This is a genomic window from Microbacterium sp. NPDC089321, from assembly GCF_040684935.1.
In the GTDB taxonomy this organism is placed as follows: Bacteria; Actinomycetota; Actinomycetes; order Actinomycetales; family Microbacteriaceae; genus Microbacterium.
In genome coordinates this window covers 537003-561085 of sequence record NZ_JBFBGX010000001.1, presented here as the reverse complement: position 1 = coordinate 561085, position 24083 = coordinate 537003, and the positions used below count along the sequence as shown (strand labels likewise).

Sequence of the window (24083 nt, the reverse complement as noted above, 5' to 3'; positions counted from 1 at the left end):
GCCCGAAAGCAGATCCATGCCCCGACCCACGATCGAAGAGGTCGCCGCACTCGCCGGCGTCTCGCGCTCGACCGTCTCCCGCGTCGTCAACGGCTCGAGCTCGGTCAGCTCCGACGCGCTCGCGGCCGTGCATGACGCCATCGCGCGCCTGGGCTATGCACCCAACCGCGCCGCCCGCTCGCTCGCGAGCCGCCAGACGCACGCGATCGGACTGGTCGTGCCGGAAGACACCACACGGTTCTTCGGCGACCCGTTCCTGGCATCCGTCGTCGCGGGGATCAGCTCCCGCCTGGCCGACTCGGAGTACATCCTCAACCTGCTCATCGCGAGTGACGACCCCGACGGCAAGATGACGCGGTTCGTGCGCAACGGCGGGGTGGATGCGGCGATCATCGTCTCGCATCATGCGAGTGACTCGTTCGTCGAGCGCATCGCCGAGGCGATCCCTGTGGTCTTCGGCGGCAGGCCGGCGACCGTGCGCACGAGCGACATCATCGTCGACGTCGACAACCTGACCGCCGCGCGCGACGCCGTCGCGCACCTGATCGCGCTGGGTCGCACGCGCATCGCGACGATCACGGGCACCATGACGATGTCGGTGAGCGTGGATCGCCGCGACGGGTACCGGGCAGCGCTGGCGGATGCCGGACTGCAGCCGGCCGGCGAGATCGACGGCGACTTCAGTGAGCAGGGCGGTGCCGAGGCCGCCCGTCGGCTGCTGGCGCAGGACGAGCACCCTGACGCGATCTTCGTGGCCAGCGACCTCATGGCCCGCGGCGCCATCGGCGTGCTGCGCTCGGCCGGACTGCGGGTGCCGCACGACGTGGCGGTCATCGGATTCGACGACTCGCCCCTCGCCGAGGCATCCGACCTCACGAGCGTGCGCCAGCCGATGTTCACGCAGGGAGAGATGCTCGCCGGCATGGTGATCGATCTGCTCGCGGGAAGGCGGCCCGAACCGCTCACGATCCTGCCGACCGAGCTCGTCGTGCGCGGGTCCGCTCCCGCGGTCTGAGCCGCACCCGCTGTTGGGCGTGATGCCGGCGCGCTGCGTCGGAACCCTCGGACGGTTCGCTCCGCAGACGGCGTGTCGGTGACTGACACGCCGCGCTCCGGGCATCCGGTCCGTGATGTCCGACACGACCACCCGGATGGACAGCCGCCGATCCGTTGGGTAGACAGGCGGCATGGCATCCATCGATCTGAACTCCGACCTCGGCGAGAACTCCGCCGAGCGGGTCGTCAGCGATGACGCCGCGATGCTCGAGATCGTGACGAGCGCCAATGTGCCGTGCGGATTCCATGCGGGCAGCGCCGAGGGCATCCGCGACACCCTCGCCGCCGCCGCGGCGAACGGTGTCGTGATCGGGGCCCACCCGTCGTACCCCGATCGTGAGAACTTCGGTCGCACGCCCCAGAACCCGGATGCCGGTGCCCTGCAGGCCCAGATCGAGTATCAGCTCGGTGCGCTCATCGCCCTCGCCGGGGCTGTCGGCGCGCGAGTCGCCTATGTGAAGCCGCATGGTGCGCTCTACAACACGATCGCGCGCGATGAGCGGCAGGCGCGCGCGGTGGCCGCGGGCATCCGCTCGGTCGATCCCGGCCTGGCGATGCTGGGTCTCGCTGGCGGCGTGGCACTCGAGGTCGCGACTCGAGCGGGTCTGCAGGTCGCGGCCGAGGCGTTCGCCGACCGCGGCTACCTCGCAGACGGGACGCTCGTGCCGCGTTCGCAGCCCGGCGCCGTGCTGCACGACGCCGCGGCGGTGGCGCGACGGATGGTGCGGTTCGCCGAGACCGGACTGATCGACGCCGTCGACGGCACCCGGGTGCGCGTCGACGCCCAGTCGATCTGCGTGCACGGCGACAGTCCTGGTGCGGTGGCGATGGCGGCGGAGACGAGGCGGATGCTGATGGAAGCCGGCGTCGAGATCGCCCCGTTCATCGCGTTCTGAGCGGGGTGACCGCGTGCGAGTGCTGATCGCCTCCGACCGCGCCGTGCTCGTCGAGTGCGTCGACCTCGACGAGGCCATGCGGATGCACCGCGCGTGGGCCGGCGTGCCGGGTGTGGTCGAGCGCGTGCCGGGCGCACGCACGGTTCTCGTGCGCTTCGATCCGCTCGTGACGACGGCTGACGAGCTGGCGCAGCGGCTTCTCGCGACCCGAGCGGATGGGGCCGAGCCGGCAGCGGGAGCCGAGGTGATCGTGCCCGTGCGGTACGACGGCGAGGACCTCGCGGAGGTCGCGGAACTGCTCGGAGTGCCGACCGCGGAGCTCGTGCGGCGGCACGGCGCCGCCCGCTGGACGGTCGCCTTCTCGGGCTTCGCACCCGGGTTCGGGTACCTCGTCGGCGACGATCCGCTGTTCGACGTGCCTCGTCGAGCCTCGCCGCGCACGCGAGTGCCCGCCGGTGCGGTGGCGCTCGCCGGGCGGTTCAGCGGCGTGTATCCCCGCGAGAGTCCGGGCGGATGGCAGCTGGTCGGCACGACGGATGCCGTGATGTGGGACGTGCAGCGCGACCCTCCTGCCCTGCTGATGCCCGGGGCGGTCGTGCGGTTCGTGGATGCGGGTGCCTGGGCTGGGGTGGCGGGGGTGTCTGCGGTGTCGGGGGTGTCTGCGGTGTCGGAGGTTTCGGATGCTTCGGCCGCGCAGCGGCGTGTCGAGCCGCGACGCGCGGGTGGGGGGCCGGATGGTCCGGTGGTTCCGACGGCGGCCGTCGAGGTGATCGACCCAGGACTGCAGCTGCTCGTGCAGGATTTCGGCCGTCCCGGCCTCGCCGAGCTCGCGGTTCCGGCATCCGGAACAGCCGACCGCGTCGCCCTCCGCGACGCGAATCGTGCCGTGGGCAACGACTCCGCCGCGGCCGCACTCGAGGGCATCGGCGCGATCGCGCTGCGATTCCGCGACCCGGGCGTCGTGGCCGTCGCCGGCGCGGATGCCGAACTCGCCGTGATCTCTGCGGACGGCCGGCTCCGCAGCATTCCGCACGGCGCGCCGTTCGCCGTCGCTCGCGGCGACCGGCTCGAGATCGGCCCGCCGACCAGAGGGCTGCGGGTCGTGATCGCCGTGCGCGGCGGCATCCGGATGCCCGATCAGCTGGGCAGCCGATCGACCGACACCCTCTCCGGGATCGGCCCTCCGCCCCTGCGCGCAGGTGACGTCATCGCGATCGGAATGGCTGCGAAACAGGCCGTCGAGCCGGTGCCGCTGACTCGTGAGGTGCCCGCGCCGGGTGAGCTCGCGACGCTCGACATCACGCTCGGACCGCGCGGCGACTGGTTCACACCCGACTCCGTGCGGCTGCTGAGCGCACAGGAATGGCTGGTCACACCCCGTTCCGACAGGGTCGGCATCCGCCTGCACGGCGAGCGCCCTCTGCAACGCGCGATCCGTGACGAACTGCCCAGCGAGGGTGCGGCCGACGGTGCCATCCAGGTGCCGGCCGACGGGCAGCCCGTGCTGTTCGGGCCCGACCATCCGACCACCGGCGGCTACCCGATTATCGGTGCGCTGACCGACGCGGCGCGCGATCTGGCGGGGCAGCTGCCCCCTGGCGCGCGCATCCGGTTCCGTGTCGTGACGGAGATCTCAGACCATCCGGAACGTGGGCGGCGTGTCGGCCGCCGCCACGCCGACGCGCAGACGTCCGGTCAGTGATTCCCCGCGCCGTCGACCCGGCGGGCGTGGAAGGTCAGCAGCTGCACGGCCGCCTCGATCGTCGCGTCGAGCACGTCCTCCGGCTCGCCGTCGAGCTCCAGACGCCGATGGCCGACCTCGTCGCGAGTCGCCCATCCGAGGAACACCTCGCCGGCGGGGTGCCCGTCTTCGGCATCCGGGCCTCCGACACCCGTCGTCGAGACGCACAGGTCCGCGTCGAGCAGCTCTCGCGCCCCTCGGGCCAACTGCTCGGCGCACTCCGCCGACGTCGGATCCTGATCGGCGGGAAAGCCGAGAACGCGCTCCTTCACCTCGGGCAGGTAGGCGACCACCCCACCGCCGAACCATGCGCTCGCTCCCTCCCCGGCACCGACCGCGCTGGCCAGCGCGCCCGAGGTGAGCGATTCGGCCACCGCGACGCGCAGGTGACGGCTTCGGGCGAGATCGGACAGAGCGGTGACGTCGGCCATGCGGCGACGGTACCGCCCCAGCGGATGCCGCGGCGGGGCCTTGACAGCTGCTCCGGCTCCGGTCGTGTCGGGAGTCTCGGACTATTCGGTGCGTGGGCGGCGGGTCGCCCGACGACACGCCGCGCTGCGGACGTCTGGTCCGGGATTCCCGGCATCCGGACTCCCGCCCCGCCCCCGGATGCCCGTGCCGCCGCGCCGCAGAAGCCCGCCACCCCGGCCCCCGGCCCCCATACACACGTGGGGCCCGGTCTTCCGACCGGGCCCCACGCGAGCGAGAGGTGATCAGTTGCCGTACAGCGCGACGACGCCGGCGCGGTCGGAGCTGGTCATCGACAGGTCGTCGGAGCTGCCGTTGCACTGCGGGTAGTGCATGATCGACGACGAGTCGTACGGGGTCAGCGGACGCCAGTTGTTGTCTTCGAAGCAGGTGCCGGACTCGGGGCGGGTGTGCTCGTGGCGGAAGCCCAGGGTGTGGCCGAGTTCGTGGCCGATGATGTTCGTGGGAGTCCACGAACCCGACGACCAGATCGAGTCGTCGATCAGCACGTTCATCTGACGGTCGGGGGTGCTCGGGAAGAACGCCCGCGCGATGTACTGCGAGGTCTGCACCGGCTCGACCGAGAACAGCACCGCGTTGTTGCGGGTGGTGCAGTTGCTGTCGGCGCTGCTGACGTACACGAAGTTCACCTTCGACGATGCGGCCTCCCAGAGGGCGGCGCCGCTCGCCATCGCCGCGACGACGTCGTCGTGGCGCGTGCCGAACTTGGTGCTGACGCAGTAGGTGAGGTTGCCGACCTTCGATGCCGACCACTTGTCGTCGACGCCGTTGACGGTGTTGACGATCAGGCCGTCCGTCATCGAGTCGGGTCCGATCAGGTTGTCGTAGAAGCTCTTGAGGTCGCCCTTGGTCGAGACGAGCTCGTCGCCGTTGACCACGTACCCGCCGTCGATGTCGCGGTAGGTCGACGCGGCGAACTCCTGGTACGTCGGGGTGTCTCCGCTGCCCGCCGAGGGGGCGGCGCTGGCAGCCGGCGCGATGGCGCCGAAGCCGAGCGCGACGACCGCGGTCGCTGCGAGGGCGAAGGTTCTGGTGATGCGCATTCAGTGCTCCTTTTGAACTGAACGATGGCCGCCCACCTGGTCGGCGGGCGCACCTCGAAGTGGAGTGCCGGGCATCTTCGCACCGTCTCTCACGCCGAAGCCCGCTCACCGTAACCAGCCGATTTCAGCCCTGTCAATACTTGCGATCCGACCGATATTCTGCTGTCGGCCGGTGGGATCGCTCCCAGAATTCCCGCCGATCGGATGATTCCCGAGACCTGCTCGGCTCCGTAGGCTGTGCCCATGACAACCGCGCCCGACGCCGCCGAGACCGGCGTTCGGGGCATCCTCGCGCCGGTGCGCTTCGCCCGGATGCTGCAGGTCGTCCTGCTGGTTCTGCTGGCCGTCTGCGCGGCTCGCTATGTGATCAGACACGAGTGGGATGCGACGGCCGCGATGATCCTCAGCGGAGCGGTCGTGCTCGCCGTGATCGCCCTCATGCAGGGTCTGGTTCCGCGGCACGGGGCATGGCCGGCGATGTGGACGCTCATCGTGTGCGTGCTGTGGGTCGCGCTCACGCTGACCGCCCCGTCGTTCGCGTGGTGCGCGGTGCCGCTCGCCTTCCAGGTGCTGCAGATCCTGCCCTTCTGGCCGGCGTCTGCGGTGGTGGCGGTCATGACCGCGGTCGTCGTCGCCGCCGAGCTGCGCCTGAACCCCGAGCTCGACCCGACGATCTTCGCGGGGCCCATCGGCATCGCCGTGGCCACGGTCGTCGCCTACCGCGCGCTCGACCGCGAGGCCACCGCTCGGCAGCGTCTGGTCGACGAGCTGACCGAGGCGCAGGCCGAGCTCGCCGCCGCCGAGCATCGTGCAGGCGGACTCGCGGAGCGGGCCAGGCTGTCGCGCGAGATCCATGACTCGGTCGGGCAGAACCTCACGAGCATCAACCTGCTGCTGCAGGCGGCCGAGCAGGGCTGGGACCGCCGGCCTGATGCAGCCCGTGAGCAGGTTCGCACCGCGGCCGACTCCGCGCGCGCCGGGCTCGACGAGGTGCGGCGGGTCGTCCGCGACCTGGCGCCGGCCGAACTCGACGGCGCTGCCGCCTCGCTCGCCGCCGCCGTGCAGCGCGCGGTGACGGATGCCGTGCCGTCGGGCCTCACGGTCGACTTCCGCGTGCACGGCGAGGTCGACCGAGTGCCGCTGCCGGTGGCATCCGCCGTCATCCGCACCGTGCGAGGCGCGCTCGCGAACGTCGCCGAGCACGCACGCGCGACCAGAGCCGTGGTGAGCCTGACCGCCCAGCCCGACGAGCTGCGGCTCGACATCCGCGACGACGGGATCGGGTTCGACGCCCGACCCGCGGGGCGGCGGCAGGCCGCTGTGCAGCGCCGTGAGCAGGGCCGTGGCTACGGACTCGACGGCATCGCCGAGCGCATCGCGGTCGTGGGCGGGCATCTCGACATCGAGAGCGCGCCAGGCGAGGGCACGACGCTGTCGGCCGTGTTCCCGCTGATCGAGAGGACGCCCTGATGACCCTGCGACTCGTGCTGGTCGACGACCACCCGGTGGTGCGCGCGGGCGTGCGCGCCCTGATCGAGTCGAGCGACGACCTGATCGTGGTCGGCGAGGCGGCGAACGCGGCCGAGGCCGTCGCGGTCGTCGAGCGCGAGCGCCCCGAGGTCGTGCTGATGGACCTCAGCCTCGGCGACGGTGTCGGCGGCATCGAGGCGACCGCGCGACTGCGCGGCCTCGAGCGCCCGCCGGCGGTGCTGGTGCTGACGACCTACGACAGCGAGTCCGACATCCTGCGGGCGCTGGATGCCGGTGCCGGCGGCTACCTGCTGAAGGATGCTCCGCCCGAGCAGCTCTTCGCAGGCATCCGGTCGGTGGCCGATGGAGCGCCGGCGCTCGCTCCGTCGGTCGCGGCGATGCTGATGCGGCGCGCGTCGTCGCCCGAGCCGCGCGTGACCGAGCGCGAGGTCGAGGTGCTCGAGCTGCTCGCCGACGGTCTCGGCAATCGCGAGCTCGCCCGCGCGCTCTTCGTGTCGGAGGCGACCGTGAAGTCGCACCTCTCGCACATCTACGCCAAGCTCGGCGTCGATACGAGGGCGGGCGCTGTCGCGGCGGCGATCGAGCAGCGGATCATCCGGCGCTGACGCCGCGGACCCGCATCCGGATGCCCGAGAACAGGCGAACACGCGAGACCAGGACGGATTCCGGGGAATCGACCTGCGCTCGCGTGTTCTCCTGTGCCGAGTGACGCGGCTGCGCCCGCGTCAGGCGGGGTCGCCGCCGGGCGCGCCCACGCCGGCGAGCGGCTTGGGGTCGTCGGCGCCGGAGCCGCGCAGCCGCGCGACGAGATTGCCGAGGTGGTAGATGAGGATGGCGCCGACGGTGGCGAGCACGATGCCGCCGAGCTCGAAGCCCGACTCCGGATCCTTGATCATGAAGTCGCCGACCGCGACGATCAGGCCCACCGCGGCGGTGTACTGGTTGACCGGACGCGAGAAGTCGACGCGGTTGTCGACCCAGATCTTGATGCCGATCACGCCGATCAGACCGTACAGGGCGGTCGTGACGCCGCCGAGCACGCCGGCGGGGACGGAGTTGATCACGGCACCGAACTTCGGCGACATGCTCAGCAGGATGGCGGTGATGCCGGCCACCCAGTACGCCGCCGTCGAGTACACGCGGGTGGATGCCATGACGCCGATGTTCTCGCCGTAGGTCGTGGTTCCCGAACCGCCGAAGAAGCCGGCGAGCGAGGTCGAGATGCCGTCGGCGATGAGCGCCTTGCCGGTCTGCTGGTTGATCGCGGGGTCTTCGACCATCGTCGCGACGCCGCGCACGTGGCCGACGTTCTCGGCGATCAGCACGAGCACGACCGGCAGGAACATCGCCATCGCCGACCAGGTGCCGGGTGAGGCGAAGTCGGGCGTGTGGAAGGTCGGGAAGCCGAGCCAGTCGGCCGCCTCGACCGTGCTGAAGTCGAGCTCGCCCCGGATGCCCGCGAAGATGTACCCGGCGATGACACCGAGGAAGATCGAGATGCGGCCGAGGAATCCGCGGAACACGACCGCGAACAGGATGGTCACGGCGAGGGTGAACGTGGCCGTGATGGGCGCCTGCTCGTAGTTGCCGCGCGCGGCCCCCGCGAGGTTGAACCCGATGAGCGCGACGATCGTGCCGGCGAGCACGGGCGGCAGGAAGCGGTCGACCCAGTGCACGCCGACGGTGTGCACGACGACGCCGATCACCGCGAGCAGCACGCCGACCGCGACGATGCCGGCCAGCGCCGAGCCGATCTCGTTCGTGGCGGTGGCGGCGGTGACCGGGGCGATGAACGCGAACGACGAGCCCAGGTAGCTGGGCAGCTTGTTGCGCGTGATCAGAAGGAACAGGATCGTGCCGACACCGCTGAACAGCAGCGTCGTCGGCACGGGGAAGCCCGTGAGGATCGGCACGAGGAACGTCGCGCCGAACATGGCGATGACGTGCTGCACGCCGATCGCGATGGTCGCAGGCCAGTTCAGGCGCTCTTCGGGGCGGACGACGGCGCCGGGCGCGACAGTGCGACCGTTGCCGTGGATCTTCCACAGCGGCATGGGGGCTCCTCGAGGGATCAGGGGTTCAGGGCCGAGGAAACCCTATCGCCCCCGGCATCCGCGTCTCGTCGTGCGGACGCCCCCGCGAGGCGCCTCGCGGCGTCAGCCCTTCAGCCGGCCGATCAGCTCGCGGTAGCGGTCGGCGGTCTGCTCGACGATCTCGTCCGGCAGTGCGGGCGGCTCGCCCTGCTTGTCCCAGTGCGCGGCCAGCCAGTCGCGCACGATCTGCTTGTCGAAGCTCGCCATGCGGGCCTCGGGGGTCGTGCCGGTCTTCCAGGCCTCGGCATCCCAGTAGCGCGACGAATCGCTGGTGAGCACCTCGTCTGCCAGGCGAAGGGTGCCCTCGGCGTCCACGCCGAACTCGAACTTGGTGTCGGCGAGGATCAGGCCCTTCTCCTCGGCGATCGCCGAGGCGCGGCGGTAGAGCGACAGTGATGCGTCGCGCAGCTGCGCGGCGCGCTCGGCGCCGACCAGCTCGACGACCCGCTCGTAGGTGATGTTCTCGTCGTGCTCGCCGAGCGGCGCCTTGTAGGCGGGGGTGAAGAGCGGTTCGGGCAGACGGTCGCCGTTCGAGAGCCCGGCGGGCAGCGGGATGCCGCAGACCGTGCCGTGCTCGACGTACTCCGCCCAGCCGGTGCCGGTGATGTAGCCGCGCACGACGCACTCGATCGGAAGGATCTCGAGGGCCATGGCCAGCATGGCGCGGCCGGCCACCGCATCCGGGATCTCGCCCTCGGCCAGGTGGTTCGGCACATCGGAGAGCTGATCGAACCACCAGTCGCTGAGCTGGGTGAGCAGCTCGCCCTTCTGCGGGATGCCGGGCGAGAGCACGAAGTCGAAGGCGCTCACCCTGTCGCTCGCGACGACGAGGATGCGCGTGTCGGCCGGATCTTCAGAGGCGTAGAGGTCGCGGACCTTGCCCGAGTACAGGTGCCGCCAGCCGGGGATGCTCTGTGCTTCGCTCACGCACCCATCTTCCCATCCGGCGCGACCCGATGTCGGCGGTGCGTCGTACGCTCGCCGCGATGCATGAAGAGACCCTCACCGACCGCCTCAGCCTGCGTCGGCCGACGGATGCCGATCTCGCCGCGGTGCACGCGATCCACGCCGACCCCAGGGTGTGGCTGCACTACCCGACTCTGCGGCACACCGACACCGCCCCGACCGAGCGCATGTTCGCGCGGTGGAAGGCCGCGTGGGCGGAGATCGGGCTCGGATCGTGGATCGTCCGCCTCCGTGAGAGCGACGAGATCATCGGCGCGGGCGGCTGCACGCTGCTGCCCGCTGAACCGGGCGCGCGGGTGTGGAACCTCGGCTACCGCATCTCGGCCGATCACCACGGCCACGGCTACGCGACCGAGCTGGCGCTCGCCGCGGTCGCCGCCGCGCGCCTTCTCTCACCCCAGTCGCCGGTCATCGCCTACCTCGTCGAGCACAATCGCGCGTCGGCGGCGGTGGCCGAGAAAGCAGGGCTGCGGCTGGTGCACCGTGCTCCGGATGCCGGAAACCCCGATCCCGAGGTGATGCGGCTCGTCTACGCCGACCGCGAGCTGACCGGCGCCCAGCTCGCGACGACGCTGCGCTGACCGGCATCCGCCGCCGATGTCGGTGGGGAGGAGTAGCGTTGCCAGGTGACTTCGACTGAGACGACTCGTACCGAGACCCGCAGCCCCTGGCCCGCGCTGTGGGCGCTGGTCATCGGCTTCTTCATGCTGCTGGTCGACACGACGATCGTCTCGGTCGCCAATCCCGCCATCAAGGCCGCCCTCGACCCCGACACCAACAATCTCGACAACGTGGTCTGGGTCACGAGCGCGTACCTGCTGGCCTACGCGGTGCCGCTGCTGATCACCGGGCGCCTGGGTGACAGGTTCGGGCCCAAGAACATCTATCTGATCGGCCTGGCGATCTTCACCCTGGCATCGCTGTGGTGCGGCCTGTCGACGACGCTCGAGGGGCTGATCGCGGCGCGGGCCGCGCAGGGCCTGGGCGCCGCATTCATGACGCCGCAGACCATGGCCGTGATCACCCGCACCTTCCCGCCGCAGCGGCGAGGCGCGGCGATGGGGCTGTGGGGTGCGACCGCTGGTGTCGCCACCCTGGTCGGCCCGCTGCTCGGCGGCGTGCTGGTCGACGCCTTCGGGTGGGAGGCGATCTTCTTCGTCAACATCCCGGTCGGCATCGCGGGCTTCGTGCTCGCCTGGATGCTGGTGCCCAAGCTCGACACGCACCCGCACCGCTTCGACTTCGCCGGCGTCGTGCTCAGCGCTGTCGCCCTGTTCCTCATCGTCTTCGGTCTGCAGGAGGGCGAGGCGTACGACTGGGGCACGATCGTCGGGCCCATCACGGTGTGGGGCCTGATCATCGCCGGCATCATCGTGCTGGCGCTGTTCATCGTGCAGCAGGCGATGACCAAGAGCGAGCCGCTGGTGCCGCTGGCGCTGTTCCGCGATCGCAACTTCTCGGGAGCGAACGCCGCGATCGCGGTGGTCGGGTTCGCGGTGACCGGAATGTCGCTGCCGTTCATGTTCTTCCTGCAGCTCGCCCGCGGGCTGACGCCCACCGAGGCCGCGCTGCTGATGATCCCGATGGCCGTGCTCTCGGGTGTTCTCGCCCCGGCCGCCGGAAAGCTGCTCGACCGGATCGACCCGCGGTGGATCCTCATCCCCGGCCTGCTGTGCGTGGCGGGCGGGCAGCTGTGGAACGCCGCGCTGATGAACATGGACACCCCGACCTGGATGTTCCTGCTGCCGTCGGCCGTGCTCGGCATCGGCAACGCGGGAATGTGGGGCCCGCTGGCCACCACGGCGACCCGCAACCTGCCGCCGCGCCAGGCCGGTGCCGGTGCGGGCATCTACAACACCACGCGCACGATCGGCTCGGTCGTCGGGTCTGCCGCGATCGCCGCCTTCATGCAGTCGCGTCTCGAGGCGAACCTGCCCGGGCTGTCCGAGGCTCCTGCAGGGCTCTCGGGCGGAGGCGAGATGCCTCGGCAGATCGCCGAGGGGTTCTCGGCCGGCATGGCGCAGGCCATGCTGCTTCCGGCCTGCGTGCTGGGCATCGCGCTGATCGCGGCGCTGTTCCTCGGCCGGCACCGTGTCGACGAGGCGCCGGCGCGCTGATCAAGACGAGGCGCCGTCGCGCTGATCGCGACGGCGCCTCCGAGCCCGCTCAGCGGAAGAGCGCAATGCCGGCCTGACCGATGAGGGCGAAGATGATCGCCCAGATGATGATCGAGATGACCTGCCAGAAGATCACGGCGTTGCGGCTGGCGCCGAACGACACCATCATCCCCGAGGTGATCTGGCTGGGCAGCACGGTCTGACCGAGCAGGCTCACACCGGGAACGCCGAAGCGGTCGAACATGCGCTTCACCTTCTCGCGACGCGGTGAGGGCGCATCCGGGGCGGCATCCGCACCCCGCCGGGCCATCACCTTCTGCCGGGCGGCGGAAGCGATGAAGACGAAGACGAGCATCGAGATGACGTTGCCGACCACGGCCGCGAGCACGGCGATCGGCAGCGGGACGCCGGCGATCGCGCCGATGAGCGTGCCGAAGTACGACTCGATGAACGGGATCGCGGCGGCGAGCATGACCCCGGCCCACTGCAGCCACAGGGGAAGGGACTGGGTGAAGTCGACGAGTGCGTCCTGCATGATGGCCTCCGAATGTGTAAAGCGTCTTTGACATGACAAGCATGCTTGACACGTCTGCGTTGTGTCAAGTTGGCTTTACACGAGCTCGCCGGTCGCCTACGTTTGAAGCGTGCAGAGCAGGGTCAAAGAGCTGAGAACCGAACGCGGTCTCTCGCAGCAGGCGCTCGCGACAGCCGTCGGCGTCTCGCGCCAGACCATCAATGCGATCGAGACCGGCCGCTACGACCCCTCCCTCGCGCTCGCCGTGCACCTGGCACGGCACTTCGGCTCGACCGTTGAGGAGGTCTTCGATGTCGACGCATGACGATGCGGCCGCCGAACCCACGTCTCGCCGCTGGCCCATGTCGCGCACCAACACGGTGCTCGTCGGCGTGTGCGCCGCGGGAGCGCTGGCCTGCTTCGTGCTCGGGCAGACCGTCGCGGCCGTCGCTCTGCTCGTCGGCGCGATCGGCGGCGGACTCGGCGCGATCCTCGCCCGCAGAGGAAGCTCGGGCGACCTCGAACGGGTCAACGCCCTGGAGTACGCCGACGAGCGCGACCGCGTCGCGGCGACCAAGGGCCTCGCCGCCGTGGGGGTCGTCGCGCTGGTGCTCGGCACCGTGCAGCTGGTCGTGCACGCGATCATCGACACCGATCCGATCTCGCGGTGGACGGCCATCGCGCTGTACTTCGCGCTCGTGATCAGCTGGCTCGTCGCGAACTGGTACTTCGTGCGCCGAGGCTGATTCCGGATGCCGCCTCCCGGCGTGATCTGATGGAGCGATGACCATCGCATTGGCCCGCCCGTCCCTGTCCCTGTTCGACTCGTGGTCCGAGACCGTGGCCGAGTTCGGCGATGCGCACATCGACGGGGCGGGTCTCGAGCGCGGACAGGCGCACGACCGGGGCGCCTGCGCCGCCTTGATCGAGAAGGCCGAGCTGTACGCCGACGGGGACGCGACGCTGCCCGAGGGCCACGTCGCCTGCGACTACTTCTGGATCACCGACGACGGCGAGGTCGTGGGGTTCATCGCCTTCCGCCGCGAGCTGAACGACTGGCTCCGCAGCTACGGCGGGCACATCGGGTACTCGGTGCGACCGTCACGGCGCAGGCAGGGCATCGCCGGCGCGGCTCTGCGGCTCGTGCTCGACCGGGCCCGCGAGCAGGGCTACGACCGCGTCATGCTCACCTGCGACGACGCAAACGTCGGCTCGTTCCGCACGATCGAGGGCGCCGGAGGCGAGCTCGAAGCCGTGATCGACGGGTCGGCCGCGGACATCCCGCAGCTGCGCCAGTACTGGATCAGCCTCTGACTCTCAGGAGGCGCGGGTCAGGGCATCCGGCGTCCGCTTCCGGATGCTGATGCTGACCACGGCGGCCACCGCGCACAGTCCCGCTGCGGCGAACCACGCCACGGTGTAGTGACCGGTCTGGTCGCGCACGACGCCCGCGAGCACGGCGGCGATCGCCGCGCCGACCTGGTGAGCGGCGAACACCCACCCGAACACGAGTGGCCCACGATCGCCGAACGCCTCGCGGCAGAGCGCGATCGTCGGCGGCACCGTGGCGACCCAGTCGAGGCCGTAGATCACGACGAACACCACGATGCTCGGCTGCACCTCGGCTGAGAGCAGCGCAGGCAGAAAGGCCAGGCCGACGCCGCGCAGGCTGTAGTAGACCGCCAGCAGGATGCGCGGATTCACCCGGTCGGTGAGCCAGCCGGAGAAGACCGTGCCGACGATGTCGAAGATGCCGACCACTGCGAGCAGTCCCGCAGCGGTCGTCTGGGGCATGCCGTGATCGTGAGCGCTGGGGATGAAGTGGGTGCCGACCAGGCCGTTCGTCGTGGCGCCGCAGATCGCGAAGCCCGCCGCCAGCGCCCAGAAGGTGCGGGTGTGCGCGGCATGCCGCAGGGCGGAGAGCGCGAGCGCGGCCGCGCCCATGCTCGAGCGGGGAGCAGGGGCGGTGTTCTCGGCCTCGCCGAATCGGGCGACCCCGAGGTCGCTCGGGCGGTCGCGCAGGAAGATCAGCACCAGCGGCACCACGGCGAAGGCCCCGGCGGCGATGATCAGCGACGCCACTCGCCAGCCGTGCTCGTCGGCCGCGACGGCCATCACGGGCAGGAAAACGAGCTGACCGGTGGCGCTTCCGGCGGTGAGCACACCGGAGACGAGCCCGCGGCGGCGGACGAACCAGGTGTCGACGATCGTCGCCGCGAACACCAGCGCCATCGAACCCGTGCCGGCGCCGATCAGCAGTCCCCAGGTGAGCAGCAGCTGCCACGGCGAGCTGACGAACACGGTCAGAGCCGAACCCGCGCTGATCACCATGAGGGCGATGACCGTCACGAGACGGATGCCGAAGCGCTGCATCAGGGCCGCCGCGAACGGTGCGACCAGCCCGTAGAGCAGCAGATTCACCGTGACGGCGAACGAGATCTCGGCCATGGTCCAGCGGAATTCCTCGTGCAGAGGCATCATCAGCACCCCGGGCGCGGCGCGGAAGCCGGCGGCGCCGATCAGGGCGATCAGCGCCACGAGGGCGACGATCCAGGCCGGATGGATGCGGCGGGCGCCGCGTGCCTCGGAGCGCCGGGCCTGGGTCTCGGTCACGATGCGGCTCCCGCCAGGGCGAAGGGTGCTCCGCCCATGCTGCGCCGTGACCAGCGGGTGCTGTCGGCGTCGAGCGGGGCGTCGCACGTCGTGCACCAGTCGCTCGCTCGCGCCTCCCCGCCGCATCTGCCGCAGGTGATCGTCAGCCCCCACTGTCCGTCGGGATCGGTCGCTGCGGTGAACCGTGCGTAGGCGTGCAGCAGCGGGAGGGTCGCACGCCCGGTCGCGGTGAGCGAATACCCTCCGTCGCGCGTGATAAGACCGGCGGATGCCATGGTCTTGAGCCTTCGCGCCAGCACCGACTCCGACGCGCCGGTCGCCGCCCGCAGCTCGTCGAATCCGTGCCGGCCCGAGAACAGCTCGCGCAGGATCAGCAGCACCCAGGGGTCGGCGAGCACGTCGGCTGCATGGGCGATGGGGCAGGTCGCGGACGACCAGTCTGAGCGGAGCGGCATGCATTAACTTTCTTGAAGAAAGTCGCGACTGTCAAGAGACGGGTGCGCACGCGTCGAGCACCGGCGAGCCGTGGTCGCCGGGGCTCATGCCGGTCGCGCTATTCAGCGATGCGCCGGTCGCGCTACTCTGCGACGCGCGCCGCGATGTCGTGACGGTAGTGGGCGCCGTCGAGCGAGATGCGGCCGATGGCCTCGTACGCCCTGGCACGGGCATCCGCGAAGTCGGACCCGGTGGCGACGACGTTCAGCACCCGACCGCCGGTCGCGATGAGCGACCCGCCGGGGGCGTCGGGAGCGCCGGTCGCGGCATGCACGATCGAGACGCCGTCGACGGATGCCGCATCGGCCAGTCCTTCGATCATGCGGCCGGTCTGCGGGGCCTCGGGGTATCCCTCGCTGGCGAGCACGACGGTGATCGCGACATCCGACGAGAACTCGGGCTGCGGCTCGTCTTCGAGCGTTCCGGATGCTGCGGCCAGCAGCAGCCGCGACAGGGGAGTGCGCAGTCGCGGAAGCACGACCTGGGTCTCGGGGTCGCCGAAGCGCGCGTTGAACTCGATCACCCGCACGCCGGCGGGAGTCAGGATGAGCCCGGCGTACAGCAGGCCGATGAAGGGGGTGCCCTCGGCGTCGAGCTGACGCACCACGGGCACGGCGACGGTCTCGGTGACCTCGGCGACGAACGCCTCGACGCTGCCGAAGTCGTCGGCGAGCCACGGCAGCGGCGAGTACGCGCCCATGCCGCCGGTGTTCGGTCCGCCGTCGCCGTCGAGCGCGCGCTTGAAGTCCTGCGCGGGGCTCAGCGCGCGCACGGTGTCGCCGTCGCTGAGGAAGAAGAGCGACACCTCGGGCCCGGTGAGGAACTCCTCGACGAGCACGGGGCCGGAGGGCAGGTAGTGCTCGGCGTGGGCCAGCGCCTCGGCGCGGTCGGCGGTGACGATGACGCCCTTGCCCGCGGCCAGGCCGTCGGCCTTCACCACGTGCGGAGCGCCGAGCTCATCGAATGCGGCCTCGACCTCGGCGGTCGTCGCCGCGCGCACCGCGCGCCCGGTGGGCACGCCCGCAGCATCCATGATCCGCTTCGCGAACGCCTTCGATCCCTCGAGCTGAGCGGCGGCCCTGCCAGGTCCGAACACCGGGATGCCGCGTTCGCGCAGCACGTCGGCGACACCCGCGACCAGAGGCGCTTCGGGGCCGACGACGACGAGGTCGATGGCGTGCTCGTTCGCGAATCCCGCGACCGCGGCGCCGTCGAGCTGATCGAGGTCGACGAGGGTGGCATCCTGCGCGATGCCGGCATTGCCGGGTGCGGCGAAGATCTCGTGATCGGCCCCTTCGGACCGCAGGGAGAGGATGATCGCGTGCTCGCGCGCGCCCGAGCCGAGGACGAGGATCTTCATGCCGCCCAGCCTACCGGCGCGCCACGGCACAGCTCAGACGATGACGGGCCGCTCGACCGCCGGGTCCCACGGCTGCGCCCAGCCTGTCGCGTCGAAGAGCGCGTCGAGTATTCCGGCGGTGAAGCCCCACACGATCGTGCCGTCGACGTCGAACGCCGGGCCCTTGTAGGTGTAGCCGTCGCGGCGCAGCACCGAGGTGAACCGGTTGGCGGGGTCGACCAGCTGCGCGACCGGCACACGGAACACCTCGACCGTCTCGGCATGGTCGACGGCCGCGACCCGCGAGGGCTCGCGCCACCAGCCCAGCACAGGCGTGACCAGGAAGTTGCTCACCGCGAGCGGGATCTCGGGCAGCGCCGCGATCACCTCCACGCCCTGCGGATCGAGGCCGGTCTCCTCCTGCGCTTCGCGCAGCGCGGTCGCGACGGTGTCGGCATCCTGCTCTTCGTAACCGCCGCCGGGGAACGACACCTGACCCGGGTGCGACGACAGCGTCGCCGCCCGCCGCTGCAGCAGCACGTCGAGGTCGGCCGACACGGTCTCGTCGTCGGTTCGCGCCGGGATGCTGTCGAGCCGGCCGAACAGGATGAGCACAGATGCGGGCCACGGATCGTCGACCGACATAGGAAAGCGCGGCGTCCATTCGCCCGCGCGCTCTGCGGCCGCGAGCAGCTCGGCGCGCGCGCCGCGCATCTCTTCAGCAGAACCAGTCATCGAGTCCGAGCCTAAGCGCGTCCGCAATTCAGGAGAAGCGCACCGAATCCTGCGGTTGGGGTCGGTTCAGCGAGGATTCGGCCCGGGTGCTCCTGAGTTGTGAACGCGTAGCCTGGACACATGCCCGCACGGAAGATCGACGTCGCCGCGGGGCGCGAGGCGCTCGCCGCGGTCGCTGCCGGCGACGCCGCGCGTCCGGTGCTCGCCACCGCGGTGCGCTACCTGCTGCAGCTGCTCGACGAGAAGGCGCCGGGCAACAGCGTCGAGGTGCGCGTGCCCCCGTTCGGCGCCGTGCAGGTCGTGCAGGGCCCCCGGCACACCCGCGGCACCCCGCCCAACGTCGTCGAGATGGACGCCGCGACCTGGGTCGCGCTGGCCACCGGGGCGGAGCAGTGGGCGGATGCCCTGGCCGCGGGCCGCGTGATGGCGTCGGGCACCCGCGCCGACCTCGGCGCCCTGCTGCCCCTGCGGCCGTGACTGTGCCCCTAGGGTGTGGAGCATGAAGAAGACCTCGGTGGCGGCCGCCGTGGCGCTCGCCGCGCTCGCGCTGACCGGATGCAGTGCGTCGCAGTCGACAGATGACGGTGCGGTGCAGCGCTGGCTCGAGGAGCGTGCGGACTCGACGGACGGGGTCGCTCAGCTGTCGGGCCTGGCCGTGAAGCCGGACGACGAGCGCACCCTCGACGGGGCGATCGCGGCGGGCGAAGCCGTGCGCATCGACTTCGAGTCGCCGCGGCAGATCGCATCCGTGGAGTTCGAGTGCTTCGGCGCCGAGACGATGGACGCCAGCATCTACTACGAGAGCGGATCGGGCCAGGTCGGCACCGGCGGCACCGACGTGCGATGCGCCGACGGTCCGATCGCGATCGACGTCGGTGCGGCGCCGCTGAGCGCCATCGCAGCCAGCGGCATCAACGACGACGGCTTCGGCGCCTGGTCGGTGACCGTCCGCTGATCGCCCGGCTGCAGAGAGCCCCGCGACCGCATAGGCAGAGCGTGGGACAATAGGAGCATGTCCCGCACACCCCGCCACTCCACGGTCGAAGCGACGATCCGCCCCGTGCCGCGCTACGGCGTGTTCATGGTCACAGGGGCCGTGCTGGGGATCATCGTCGCCGGCATCGTGACGCTGCTCGGGTCGTACGAGCCGTCTCGCGTGCTGGGCGTCGTCTACCCTCCTGGCCAGGTCTTCGGGTTCGCGCTGCTGTGGACCGTGCCCATCGGCATCGCCCTCGGCGGCATGATCGCCGTGATGCTCGATCGTGCGGCGCGCAAGCACGCCCGCGTCGTGCGGGTCGAGCGCGAGCACGTCGAGAACGGCGAAGAGCAGGCCTAGGCGAGCTCGGCGATCACCGGTCGCATCGCCGCGTCGAACGCGACGACGTCACGTCGCAGTCCGTCTGTGACGGCGACGCTCAGCGAGCCGATCCACCAGATGCCCCGCTGGGCGAACGGCAGCACCTGCACGTTCAGCTCGAACGAATGCGCTCGGCGCCCGATCTCGCGCTCGAACTCGGCGATGGCGCTCGCGTAGGCGCGATAGGCGCCGCCCGATGAGCTGACCGAGTCGACGTAGCGGTTGTGCGCGCGCTGCGCGAAGTGCAGCACGGTCTGCGCGTGCGGGATGATCGCGTCGCGCAGCTCTTCGGCGCCGGTGGTCGGCAGTGCGACGAGCGTGTCGTAGCCGTCGACGAGGTCGAGGGGCACGCCCGAGCGGTGCGCGCGCGGCTCGACGGTCATGTCCCAGTACTCGCGCCACTGCTTCTCGAGTGCGTCGTCGACGTCTTCGGCGTCGGGCCGGCGCACGTCGAGGCCGCGCAGTGCCGGCAGATCCTCCGGCGCCCGGATGCCCAGCAGCTGCCTGAGCGCGAGCGCGACCAGCACCGAGGTGCCGGCGTCTTCGCGGATCAGCCACTGCGGCTTGTCGACCATGGCCCCATCGTATGGTCAATCTGCGGTGACGGCGCAGGTCTCAGCGCACTCTCGTCCGGTCGGCGAGAGGGCGGCGGCTCAGGTCTCAGCGGCGACGGGACAGGATGCGGCGGCGCAGCCGCTCTCGGCTGCGTGACGGCGGACGCGTGGCGTCGACCAGCGCCTGCCGGGCTGCGGCGAGGCTCGGGTAGCTGCCGATGCGGCGGCTGTGGCTGTCGTGCACCACATGGGCGGCGTCGTCGACGGTCACGAAGCCGGCGAACTCGCCCCGGCTCGTCGCGACGAAGACGTCGTGGCCGGCCTGGCGCCAGGCCAGCTCTGCGGGTGCGGCAGCGGGCGAGGGGGCGGGTGCGGTCGTGGTGGGGTCGGTCGGGTCGTGGTCGTGGATGGGCGCGCCGGAGCGCGCGGAACTGGCGGTACTGCTCATGATCTCTTGGTCTGTCTGCGGACGGCATGCTACCGCCTGTGAGTCGGCCGGGGCGCCATGAACCGCATCGGTGCGGATCGGCCACTCATGCCCGGCCTGGATGTGTGCGCTGCGCCGGTGAGATACGGCGGAACTTCGCGCAACTATCCATAGTAGCAGATCGGGCGGAAGCGAGCGCGGATGGTCAGGAAACGGCGGGGTCGGCGGCTCCTGCGGGCCGGTAGGCTGTAGGCGTGGCAGACACCCCCACCAATCCCTATGCTCAGGCCGGCGTCGACACCGCTGCAGGCGATCTCGCTGTCGAACTCATGAAGGCATCGGTGCGCGCGACGCACGGGCCCGAGGTTCTCGGGGGTGTCGGCGGATTCGCGGGCATGTTCGACGCCAGCGTCCTGCTCGGCTACACGCGCCCGCTGCTCGCCAGCAGCACCGACGGAGTCGGCACGAAGGTGGCGATCGCCCAGGCCATCGACAAGCACGACACGATCGGTCAGGATCTGGTCGGCATGGTCGTCGACGACATCGTGGTGGTCGGCGCGAAGCCGCTGTTCATGACCGACTACATCGCCTGCGGAAAGGTCGTGCCCGAGCGCATCGCCGACATCGTGCGCGGCATCGCCGAGGCCTGCGCGGCCACGGGCACAGCGCTGGTCGGCGGCGAGACGGCCGAGCACCCTGGTCTGCTCGGCCCGCGCGACTACGACGTCGCGGGTGCCGCGACGGGAGTCGTCGAGGCGGATGCCCTGCTCGGGGCGCACCTGGTGCAGGACGGCGACGTCGTGATCGCGCTCGGATCGAGTGGCCTGCACTCCAACGGCTACTCGCTCGTGCGCCACATCGTCGCGAACGCGGGCATCGGCTACGGCGACAACGCGGCCGACTTCGGCGCGACGTGGGGCGAGGCGCTGCTCGAGCCGACTCTCCTGTACACGACGCCGCTGCTGAAGCTGCTCGAGGCCGTGCCGAACGGCATCCACTCCCTGAGCCACGTGACCGGCGGCGGCATCGCCGCCAACCTCGCCCGGGTGCTGCCGCAGGGCAGCTGGGCCGAGGTCGACCGCTCGACCTGGACGCCCAGCCCGGTCTTCCGGGTGCTGGCCGACATCGCCGGCACCCCGATCGTCGACACCGAGGGCACGTGGAACCTCGGCATCGGATTCCTCGCGGTGGTCGCCGCAGAGCAGAAGGATGCCGCGATCGCCGCCATCGGCGCGCAGGGCATCGCCGCCTGGCAGGTCGCGACCGTGCACACCGGAGCGCGACCCGACGGAGAGTTCGAAGAGGGCGCCAAGGGCGTCGACGGCGGAGCAGTGCGCCTGGTCGGCGCATACGCGGACGGAGCGAAGTAGACACCCATGTGCGGCATCGTCGGAATGGTCGGCAACGGACCGGTCAACCAGGACATCTACGACGCGCTCCTGCTGCTGCAGCATCGCGGGCAGGACGCCACGGGCATCGCCACCGCTGAGCCGAACGGCGTCATGCACATGGCCAAGGCCGAGGGCATGGTGCGCGAGGCGTTCCGCACGCGCGACATGCGCGCGCTTCTCGGCAAGATCGGCCTCGGTCACGTGCGCTACGCGACCAAGGGCACGGCATCGAGCGAAGAGGAGATGCAGCCCTTCTACGTGAACGCCCCGTACGGCATCGTGCTGATCCACAACGGCAACCTCACGAACACGCGCGAGCTCACGGCCGACATGGCCGAGCGCTATCGTCGGCACCTGAACTCGTCGAGCGACACCGAGCTGCTGCTCAACGTGCTCGCAGGCGAGCTGCAGGCGACGACATCCGCGGTCGACCTCGATCCCGACCGCATCTTCGACGCCGTCGCACGCACCCACAACCGCATCGAGGGCGCCTACGCCGTGATCTCGATCATCGCCGGGCACGGTCTTCTCGCCTTCCGCGACCCGTTCGGCATCCGCCCCCTCATCCTCGGTCGCCGTGCGGCCGCCTCGGAGGGCGGCCACGACGAGTGGGTCGTGACCAGCGAATCGCTCGTGCTCGAGAACGCCGACTACGAGATCGTCCGCGAGGTCGAACCGGGCGAGGCCGTGTTCATCTCGAACGAGGGCGAGCTGTTCACGCGTCAGTGCGCTGAGCATCCGCAGCTCGTGCCGTGCGCGTTCGAGTACGTGTACCTGGCCCGCCCCGACTCGATCATGAACGGCGTCTCGGTGTACGAATCGCGCCTGCGCATGGGCGACCGCCTCGCCGACACGATCGCGAAGCACGTGCCGCTCGATGAGATCGACGTCGTCATGCCGATCCCCGACTCGTCGCGCCCCTCGGCCATGCAGGTGGCCCGCAAGCTCGGCAAGGAGTATCGCGAGGGCTTCTACAAGAACCGCTACGTCGGCCGCACCTTCATCATGCCCGGCCAGGCGGTGCGCAAGAAGAGCGTGCGCCAGAAGCTCAACGCGATGTCGGCCGAGTTCCGCGGCAAGAACGTGCTGCTCATCGACGACTCGATCGTGCGCGGCACGACGAGCAAGCAGATCATCCAGATGGCTCGCGACGCCGGCGCCACGTCGGTCATCTTCGCGTCGGCCGCACCTCCTGTGCGCCACCCGCACGTGTACGGCATCAACATGCCGTCGCGGCAGGAGCTCATCGCCCACGACCGCACGATCCCCGAGATCTCGGAGGTGCTGGGTGCCGACCGCATCGTCTACCAGGAGGTCGAAGACCTCAAAGCGGCGATCATCGAGGGCTCGGAGCTGACCGACCTCGACATGAGCTGCTTCGACGGGCGATACGTCACCGGCACGGTGACCGACGAGTACCTCACCTGGGTCGAGCAGTCCCAGTCGTCGTGACCGCGCCGCTGCCGCTGTGGCGCGGCCGGGTGCTGGCGGTCCTCGGCATCCTGCTGTGCGCGTTCTCCCTGCGCTCGGCGGTCGCCTCGCTCTCGCCCGTGGTCGATCTGATGCGCGACGACTTCGAGGTGTCGTCGGCCGTGCTCGGCGTGATCGGCACGCTTCCGCCCGCGTGCTTCGCGGTGTTCGGCATCCTCACCCCGATGCTCGAGCGGATGCTGGGCATCGAGCGGCTCACGGTGATCGCCCTCACGGCGATCACCGCCGGTCTCATCGGGCGCGGCTTCGCGGGCGATTCGATCGGGCTGCTGATCGGCACCGCCGTGATCTTCGCCGGCGTGGGCATGGCGAACATCCTGCTGCCGCCGCTGGTGAAGAAGTACTTCGCCGACCGCATCGGCGTGATGATGACCGTCTACACCGCGACGATGGCGTTCTCGACCTTCGTTCCGCCCCTGGTGGCGGTGCCGGTGGCGGATGCCCTCGGCTGGCGCTTCTCGCTGGGGATGTGGGCCGCGTTCGCGCTCGCCGGCGTGCTTCCCTGGCTGGTGATGCTGTTCCGCCCGGCGGTGCCGTCGCATGCCGATGCGCCGCAGTCCTCGAGCCGGGTGCGAGAGACGGCATCCGACGCCCCCGTCTTCACCGCGACCGGCCCGATCGCCACCGCGCCGACGAACCGCCGTCTCTTCGCCCGTCTCGCGCGCATCCCGCTGGTCTGGGCGCTCGCCCTCACCTTCGCCACGTCGTCGACGATGGCCTACGTCTCGTTCGCCTGGCTTCCGTCGATCATGATCGACACGGCGGGGGTGGATGCGGCGACGGCGGGCTTCATGCTCTCGCTCTGGGCGTTCATCGGCTTCCCGGCCGGCCTCATCGTGCCGGTGCTGGTCGTGCGGTTCCAGGCCACGCGCCCGCTGTTCATCGTCGGGGTCGTGGGTGCGCTCGTGGGCCTGCTGGGGCTGCTGTTCTTCCCCAGGCCCGAGCTGCTCTGGCTGTGGATGACGCTGTTCGGGCTGATCGGTCTGGCGTTCCCACTCGCCCTGGTGCTCATCAGCATCCGCACCCGCACCCCCGAGAGCGCAGTGCTGCTGTCGAGCTTCGTGCAGAGCGCGGGGTATGTGCTCGCGGCGATCTTCCCGCTGCTCGTCGGTGTGCTGCACGATGCGACCGGTGGCTGGACGATCCCGATCATCGCGGTGGCCGCGGTGCTCGTGCTCACCTTCCCCGCGGGCATCGTGGCCGGGCGCCGCGTCACCGTCGAAGACGAGTGGGAGCGCAGGCACGGTCGCTGGTGAGCGTCACCGCGGCATGCGG

At 70.7% G+C, this 24083-nt stretch carries 27 protein-coding genes; 16 read left to right on the top strand and 11 right to left on the bottom strand.

The genetic code is table 11. The annotated features are described in order from the left end of the window. The first annotated feature begins 16 nt into the window (after positions 1 to 16). From AB0N59_RS02645 to AB0N59_RS02635, 3 genes are all read left to right on the top strand, one after another. Entirely contained in the window at positions 17 to 1015 is a 999-nt protein-coding gene (locus tag AB0N59_RS02645) for a LacI family DNA-binding transcriptional regulator (RefSeq protein ID WP_363478310.1), read from the top strand. Between the two features lie 172 nt (positions 1016 to 1187). Further along, the gene (locus AB0N59_RS02640) at positions 1188 to 1952 is read left to right on the top strand and encodes a 5-oxoprolinase subunit PxpA (protein WP_363478307.1); all 765 of its coding nucleotides are present in this window, start codon (positions 1188 to 1190) and stop codon (positions 1950 to 1952) included. A 13-nt stretch (positions 1953 to 1965) separates the two neighbouring features. After that, a complete protein-coding gene (locus AB0N59_RS02635) occupies positions 1966 to 3654 on the top strand; it encodes an urea amidolyase family protein (protein WP_363478304.1) in 1689 nt (562 codons plus the stop codon). Here AB0N59_RS02635 and AB0N59_RS02630 read toward each other — a convergent pair. Further along, positions 3648 to 4124, bottom strand: a complete 477-nt coding sequence (locus AB0N59_RS02630; RefSeq protein ID WP_363478301.1) for a CinA family protein — start codon at positions 4122 to 4124, stop codon at positions 3648 to 3650. The two genes, AB0N59_RS02635 and AB0N59_RS02630, sit on opposite strands and share 7 nt — an antisense overlap. 282 nt (positions 4125 to 4406) lie before the next feature. Continuing rightward, entirely contained in the window at positions 4407 to 5225 is an 819-nt protein-coding gene (locus AB0N59_RS02625) for a M57 family metalloprotease (protein ID WP_363478298.1), read from the bottom strand. A 243-nt stretch (positions 5226 to 5468) separates the two neighbouring features. On the opposite strand from AB0N59_RS02625, the gene AB0N59_RS02620 reads away from it, so the two are divergent. Then, entirely contained in the window at positions 5469 to 6695 is a 1227-nt protein-coding gene (locus tag AB0N59_RS02620; RefSeq protein WP_363478295.1) for a sensor histidine kinase, read from the top strand. Then, entirely contained in the window at positions 6695 to 7321 is a 627-nt protein-coding gene (locus AB0N59_RS02615) for a response regulator transcription factor (RefSeq protein WP_363478292.1), read from the top strand. The genes AB0N59_RS02620 and AB0N59_RS02615 overlap by 1 nt, the downstream gene beginning before the upstream one ends. Before the next feature lie 120 nt (positions 7322 to 7441). Here AB0N59_RS02615 and AB0N59_RS02610 read toward each other — a convergent pair whose 3' ends face one another. Then, positions 7442 to 8770, bottom strand: coding sequence for a solute carrier family 23 protein (locus tag AB0N59_RS02610; RefSeq protein ID WP_363478289.1), 1329 nt, complete (start codon positions 8768 to 8770; stop codon positions 7442 to 7444). A gap of 102 nt (positions 8771 to 8872) precedes the next feature. Next, complete coding sequence (locus AB0N59_RS02605) at positions 8873 to 9736, bottom strand: phosphoribosylaminoimidazolesuccinocarboxamide synthase (RefSeq protein WP_363478286.1); 864 nt, start codon at positions 9734 to 9736, stop codon at positions 8873 to 8875. Between the two features lie 59 nt (positions 9737 to 9795). Between AB0N59_RS02605 and AB0N59_RS02600 the strand changes: the two genes are divergently transcribed. Together AB0N59_RS02600 and AB0N59_RS02595 are read left to right on the top strand one after the other, a co-directional pair. After that, positions 9796 to 10356, top strand: a complete 561-nt coding sequence (locus AB0N59_RS02600) for a GNAT family N-acetyltransferase (RefSeq protein WP_363478283.1) — start codon at positions 9796 to 9798, stop codon at positions 10354 to 10356. Positions 10357 to 10401: 45 nt separating this feature from the next. After that, entirely contained in the window at positions 10402 to 11892 is a 1491-nt protein-coding gene (locus AB0N59_RS02595) for a DHA2 family efflux MFS transporter permease subunit (protein ID WP_363478280.1), read from the top strand. A 49-nt stretch (positions 11893 to 11941) separates the two neighbouring features. On the opposite strand, the gene AB0N59_RS02590 is transcribed toward AB0N59_RS02595, so the two are convergent. Then, positions 11942 to 12427 (bottom strand): hypothetical protein, encoded by a 486-nt coding sequence (locus tag AB0N59_RS02590; protein ID WP_363478277.1) that lies wholly within the window; start codon positions 12425 to 12427, stop codon positions 11942 to 11944. Positions 12428 to 12536: 109 nt separating this feature from the next. On the opposite strand from AB0N59_RS02590, the gene AB0N59_RS02585 reads away from it, so the two are divergent. From AB0N59_RS02585 to AB0N59_RS02575, 3 genes are read left to right on the top strand one after another with little or no spacing between them, the layout of a single operon-like run. Continuing rightward, positions 12537 to 12731 carry a helix-turn-helix transcriptional regulator gene (locus AB0N59_RS02585; protein WP_101187959.1) on the top strand — a complete coding sequence of 65 codons (195 nt, stop codon included), beginning with the start codon at positions 12537 to 12539 and terminating at the stop codon, positions 12729 to 12731. Continuing rightward, on the top strand, positions 12718 to 13152 hold the full coding sequence (locus AB0N59_RS02580) for a hypothetical protein (RefSeq protein ID WP_363478273.1): 435 nt from the start codon (positions 12718 to 12720) through the stop codon (positions 13150 to 13152). Before AB0N59_RS02585 ends, AB0N59_RS02580 begins: the two co-directional genes overlap by 14 nt. Positions 13153 to 13189: 37 nt before the next feature. Continuing rightward, positions 13190 to 13720, top strand: a complete 531-nt coding sequence (locus AB0N59_RS02575) for a GNAT family N-acetyltransferase (protein ID WP_363478270.1) — start codon at positions 13190 to 13192, stop codon at positions 13718 to 13720. A 3-nt stretch (positions 13721 to 13723) separates the two neighbouring features. Here AB0N59_RS02575 and AB0N59_RS02570 read toward each other — a convergent pair whose 3' ends face one another. From AB0N59_RS02570 to AB0N59_RS02555, 4 genes are all read right to left on the bottom strand, one after another. Continuing rightward, a complete protein-coding gene (locus AB0N59_RS02570) occupies positions 13724 to 15019 on the bottom strand; it encodes an MFS transporter (RefSeq protein WP_363478267.1) in 1296 nt (431 codons plus the stop codon). Continuing rightward, positions 15016 to 15474: a helix-turn-helix domain-containing protein gene (locus AB0N59_RS02565; RefSeq protein ID WP_363478264.1), complete on the bottom strand. Its 459-nt coding sequence runs from the start codon at positions 15472 to 15474 to the stop codon at positions 15016 to 15018. The genes AB0N59_RS02570 and AB0N59_RS02565 overlap by 4 nt, the downstream gene beginning before the upstream one ends. 122 nt (positions 15475 to 15596) lie before the next feature. Beyond that, positions 15597 to 16874 carry a phosphoribosylamine--glycine ligase gene (purD, locus tag AB0N59_RS02560; protein ID WP_363478261.1) on the bottom strand — a complete coding sequence of 426 codons (1278 nt, stop codon included), beginning with the start codon at positions 16872 to 16874 and terminating at the stop codon, positions 15597 to 15599. Positions 16875 to 16907: 33 nt separating this feature from the next. After that, on the bottom strand, positions 16908 to 17588 hold the full coding sequence (locus tag AB0N59_RS02555; protein ID WP_363478258.1) for a CoA pyrophosphatase: 681 nt from the start codon (positions 17586 to 17588) through the stop codon (positions 16908 to 16910). A gap of 120 nt (positions 17589 to 17708) precedes the next feature. Between AB0N59_RS02555 and AB0N59_RS02550 the strand changes: the two genes are divergently transcribed. Genes AB0N59_RS02550 through AB0N59_RS02540 form a run of 3 tightly spaced genes read left to right on the top strand, consistent with a single transcriptional unit; the run spans position 17709 to position 18924 of the window. Then, on the top strand, positions 17709 to 18065 hold the full coding sequence (locus AB0N59_RS02550) for a sterol carrier family protein (RefSeq protein WP_363478255.1): 357 nt from the start codon (positions 17709 to 17711) through the stop codon (positions 18063 to 18065). A 22-nt stretch (positions 18066 to 18087) separates the two neighbouring features. Next, entirely contained in the window at positions 18088 to 18543 is a 456-nt protein-coding gene (locus tag AB0N59_RS02545) for a hypothetical protein (protein ID WP_363478252.1), read from the top strand. 57 nt (positions 18544 to 18600) lie between these two features. Then, positions 18601 to 18924 carry a potassium transporter Trk gene (locus AB0N59_RS02540; protein WP_363478249.1) on the top strand — a complete coding sequence of 108 codons (324 nt, stop codon included), beginning with the start codon at positions 18601 to 18603 and terminating at the stop codon, positions 18922 to 18924. Here the strand turns inward: AB0N59_RS02540 and AB0N59_RS02535 are convergent. Beyond that, entirely contained in the window at positions 18921 to 19520 is a 600-nt protein-coding gene (locus AB0N59_RS02535) for a zinc-binding alcohol dehydrogenase (protein WP_363478246.1), read from the bottom strand. The genes AB0N59_RS02540 and AB0N59_RS02535 overlap by 4 nt on opposite strands. A gap of 85 nt (positions 19521 to 19605) precedes the next feature. After that, on the bottom strand, positions 19606 to 19947 hold the full coding sequence (locus tag AB0N59_RS02530) for a hypothetical protein (RefSeq protein WP_363478243.1): 342 nt from the start codon (positions 19945 to 19947) through the stop codon (positions 19606 to 19608). A gap of 233 nt (positions 19948 to 20180) precedes the next feature. Between AB0N59_RS02530 and purM the strand changes: the two genes are divergently transcribed. The 3 genes from purM to AB0N59_RS02515 are packed head-to-tail and all read left to right on the top strand — an operon-like array spanning position 20181 to position 24064. After that, complete coding sequence (purM, locus tag AB0N59_RS02525) at positions 20181 to 21296, top strand: phosphoribosylformylglycinamidine cyclo-ligase (RefSeq protein WP_363478240.1); 1116 nt, start codon at positions 20181 to 20183, stop codon at positions 21294 to 21296. A 6-nt stretch (positions 21297 to 21302) separates the two neighbouring features. Continuing rightward, the gene (purF, locus tag AB0N59_RS02520; RefSeq protein WP_363478237.1) at positions 21303 to 22769 is read left to right on the top strand and encodes an amidophosphoribosyltransferase; all 1467 of its coding nucleotides are present in this window, start codon (positions 21303 to 21305) and stop codon (positions 22767 to 22769) included. After that, the gene (locus AB0N59_RS02515) at positions 22766 to 24064 is read left to right on the top strand and encodes an MFS transporter (RefSeq protein WP_363478234.1); all 1299 of its coding nucleotides are present in this window, start codon (positions 22766 to 22768) and stop codon (positions 24062 to 24064) included. The genes purF and AB0N59_RS02515 overlap by 4 nt, the downstream gene beginning before the upstream one ends. Positions 24065 to 24083: the final 19 nt, after the last annotated feature.

Coding starts and splice junctions, on each gene's coding strand:
- AB0N59_RS02645 (WP_363478310.1), top strand. CDS start 17: ATGCCCCGACCCACGATCGAAGAGGTCGCCGCACTCGCCGGCGTCTCG.
- AB0N59_RS02640 (WP_363478307.1), top strand. CDS start 1,188: ATGGCATCCATCGATCTGAACTCCGACCTCGGCGAGAACTCCGCCGAG.
- AB0N59_RS02630 (WP_363478301.1), bottom strand. CDS start 4,124: ATGGCCGACGTCACCGCTCTGTCCGATCTCGCCCGAAGCCGTCACCTG.
- AB0N59_RS02625 (WP_363478298.1), bottom strand. CDS start 5,225: ATGCGCATCACCAGAACCTTCGCCCTCGCAGCGACCGCGGTCGTCGCG.
- AB0N59_RS02620 (WP_363478295.1), top strand. CDS start 5,469: ATGACAACCGCGCCCGACGCCGCCGAGACCGGCGTTCGGGGCATCCTC.
- AB0N59_RS02615 (WP_363478292.1), top strand. CDS start 6,695: ATGACCCTGCGACTCGTGCTGGTCGACGACCACCCGGTGGTGCGCGCG.
- AB0N59_RS02610 (WP_363478289.1), bottom strand. CDS start 8,770: ATGCCGCTGTGGAAGATCCACGGCAACGGTCGCACTGTCGCGCCCGGC.
- AB0N59_RS02600 (WP_363478283.1), top strand. CDS start 9,796: ATGCATGAAGAGACCCTCACCGACCGCCTCAGCCTGCGTCGGCCGACG.
- AB0N59_RS02590 (WP_363478277.1), bottom strand. CDS start 12,427: ATGCAGGACGCACTCGTCGACTTCACCCAGTCCCTTCCCCTGTGGCTG.
- AB0N59_RS02580 (WP_363478273.1), top strand. CDS start 12,718: ATGTCGACGCATGACGATGCGGCCGCCGAACCCACGTCTCGCCGCTGG.
- AB0N59_RS02575 (WP_363478270.1), top strand. CDS start 13,190: ATGACCATCGCATTGGCCCGCCCGTCCCTGTCCCTGTTCGACTCGTGG.
- AB0N59_RS02565 (WP_363478264.1), bottom strand. CDS start 15,474: ATGCCGCTCCGCTCAGACTGGTCGTCCGCGACCTGCCCCATCGCCCAT.
- purD (WP_363478261.1), bottom strand. CDS start 16,874: ATGAAGATCCTCGTCCTCGGCTCGGGCGCGCGCGAGCACGCGATCATC.
- AB0N59_RS02555 (WP_363478258.1), bottom strand. CDS start 17,588: ATGACTGGTTCTGCTGAAGAGATGCGCGGCGCGCGCGCCGAGCTGCTC.
- AB0N59_RS02550 (WP_363478255.1), top strand. CDS start 17,709: ATGCCCGCACGGAAGATCGACGTCGCCGCGGGGCGCGAGGCGCTCGCC.
- AB0N59_RS02545 (WP_363478252.1), top strand. CDS start 18,088: ATGAAGAAGACCTCGGTGGCGGCCGCCGTGGCGCTCGCCGCGCTCGCG.
- AB0N59_RS02540 (WP_363478249.1), top strand. CDS start 18,601: ATGTCCCGCACACCCCGCCACTCCACGGTCGAAGCGACGATCCGCCCC.
- AB0N59_RS02535 (WP_363478246.1), bottom strand. CDS start 19,520: ATGGTCGACAAGCCGCAGTGGCTGATCCGCGAAGACGCCGGCACCTCG.
- AB0N59_RS02530 (WP_363478243.1), bottom strand. CDS start 19,947: ATGAGCAGTACCGCCAGTTCCGCGCGCTCCGGCGCGCCCATCCACGAC.
- purF (WP_363478237.1), top strand. CDS start 21,303: ATGTGCGGCATCGTCGGAATGGTCGGCAACGGACCGGTCAACCAGGAC.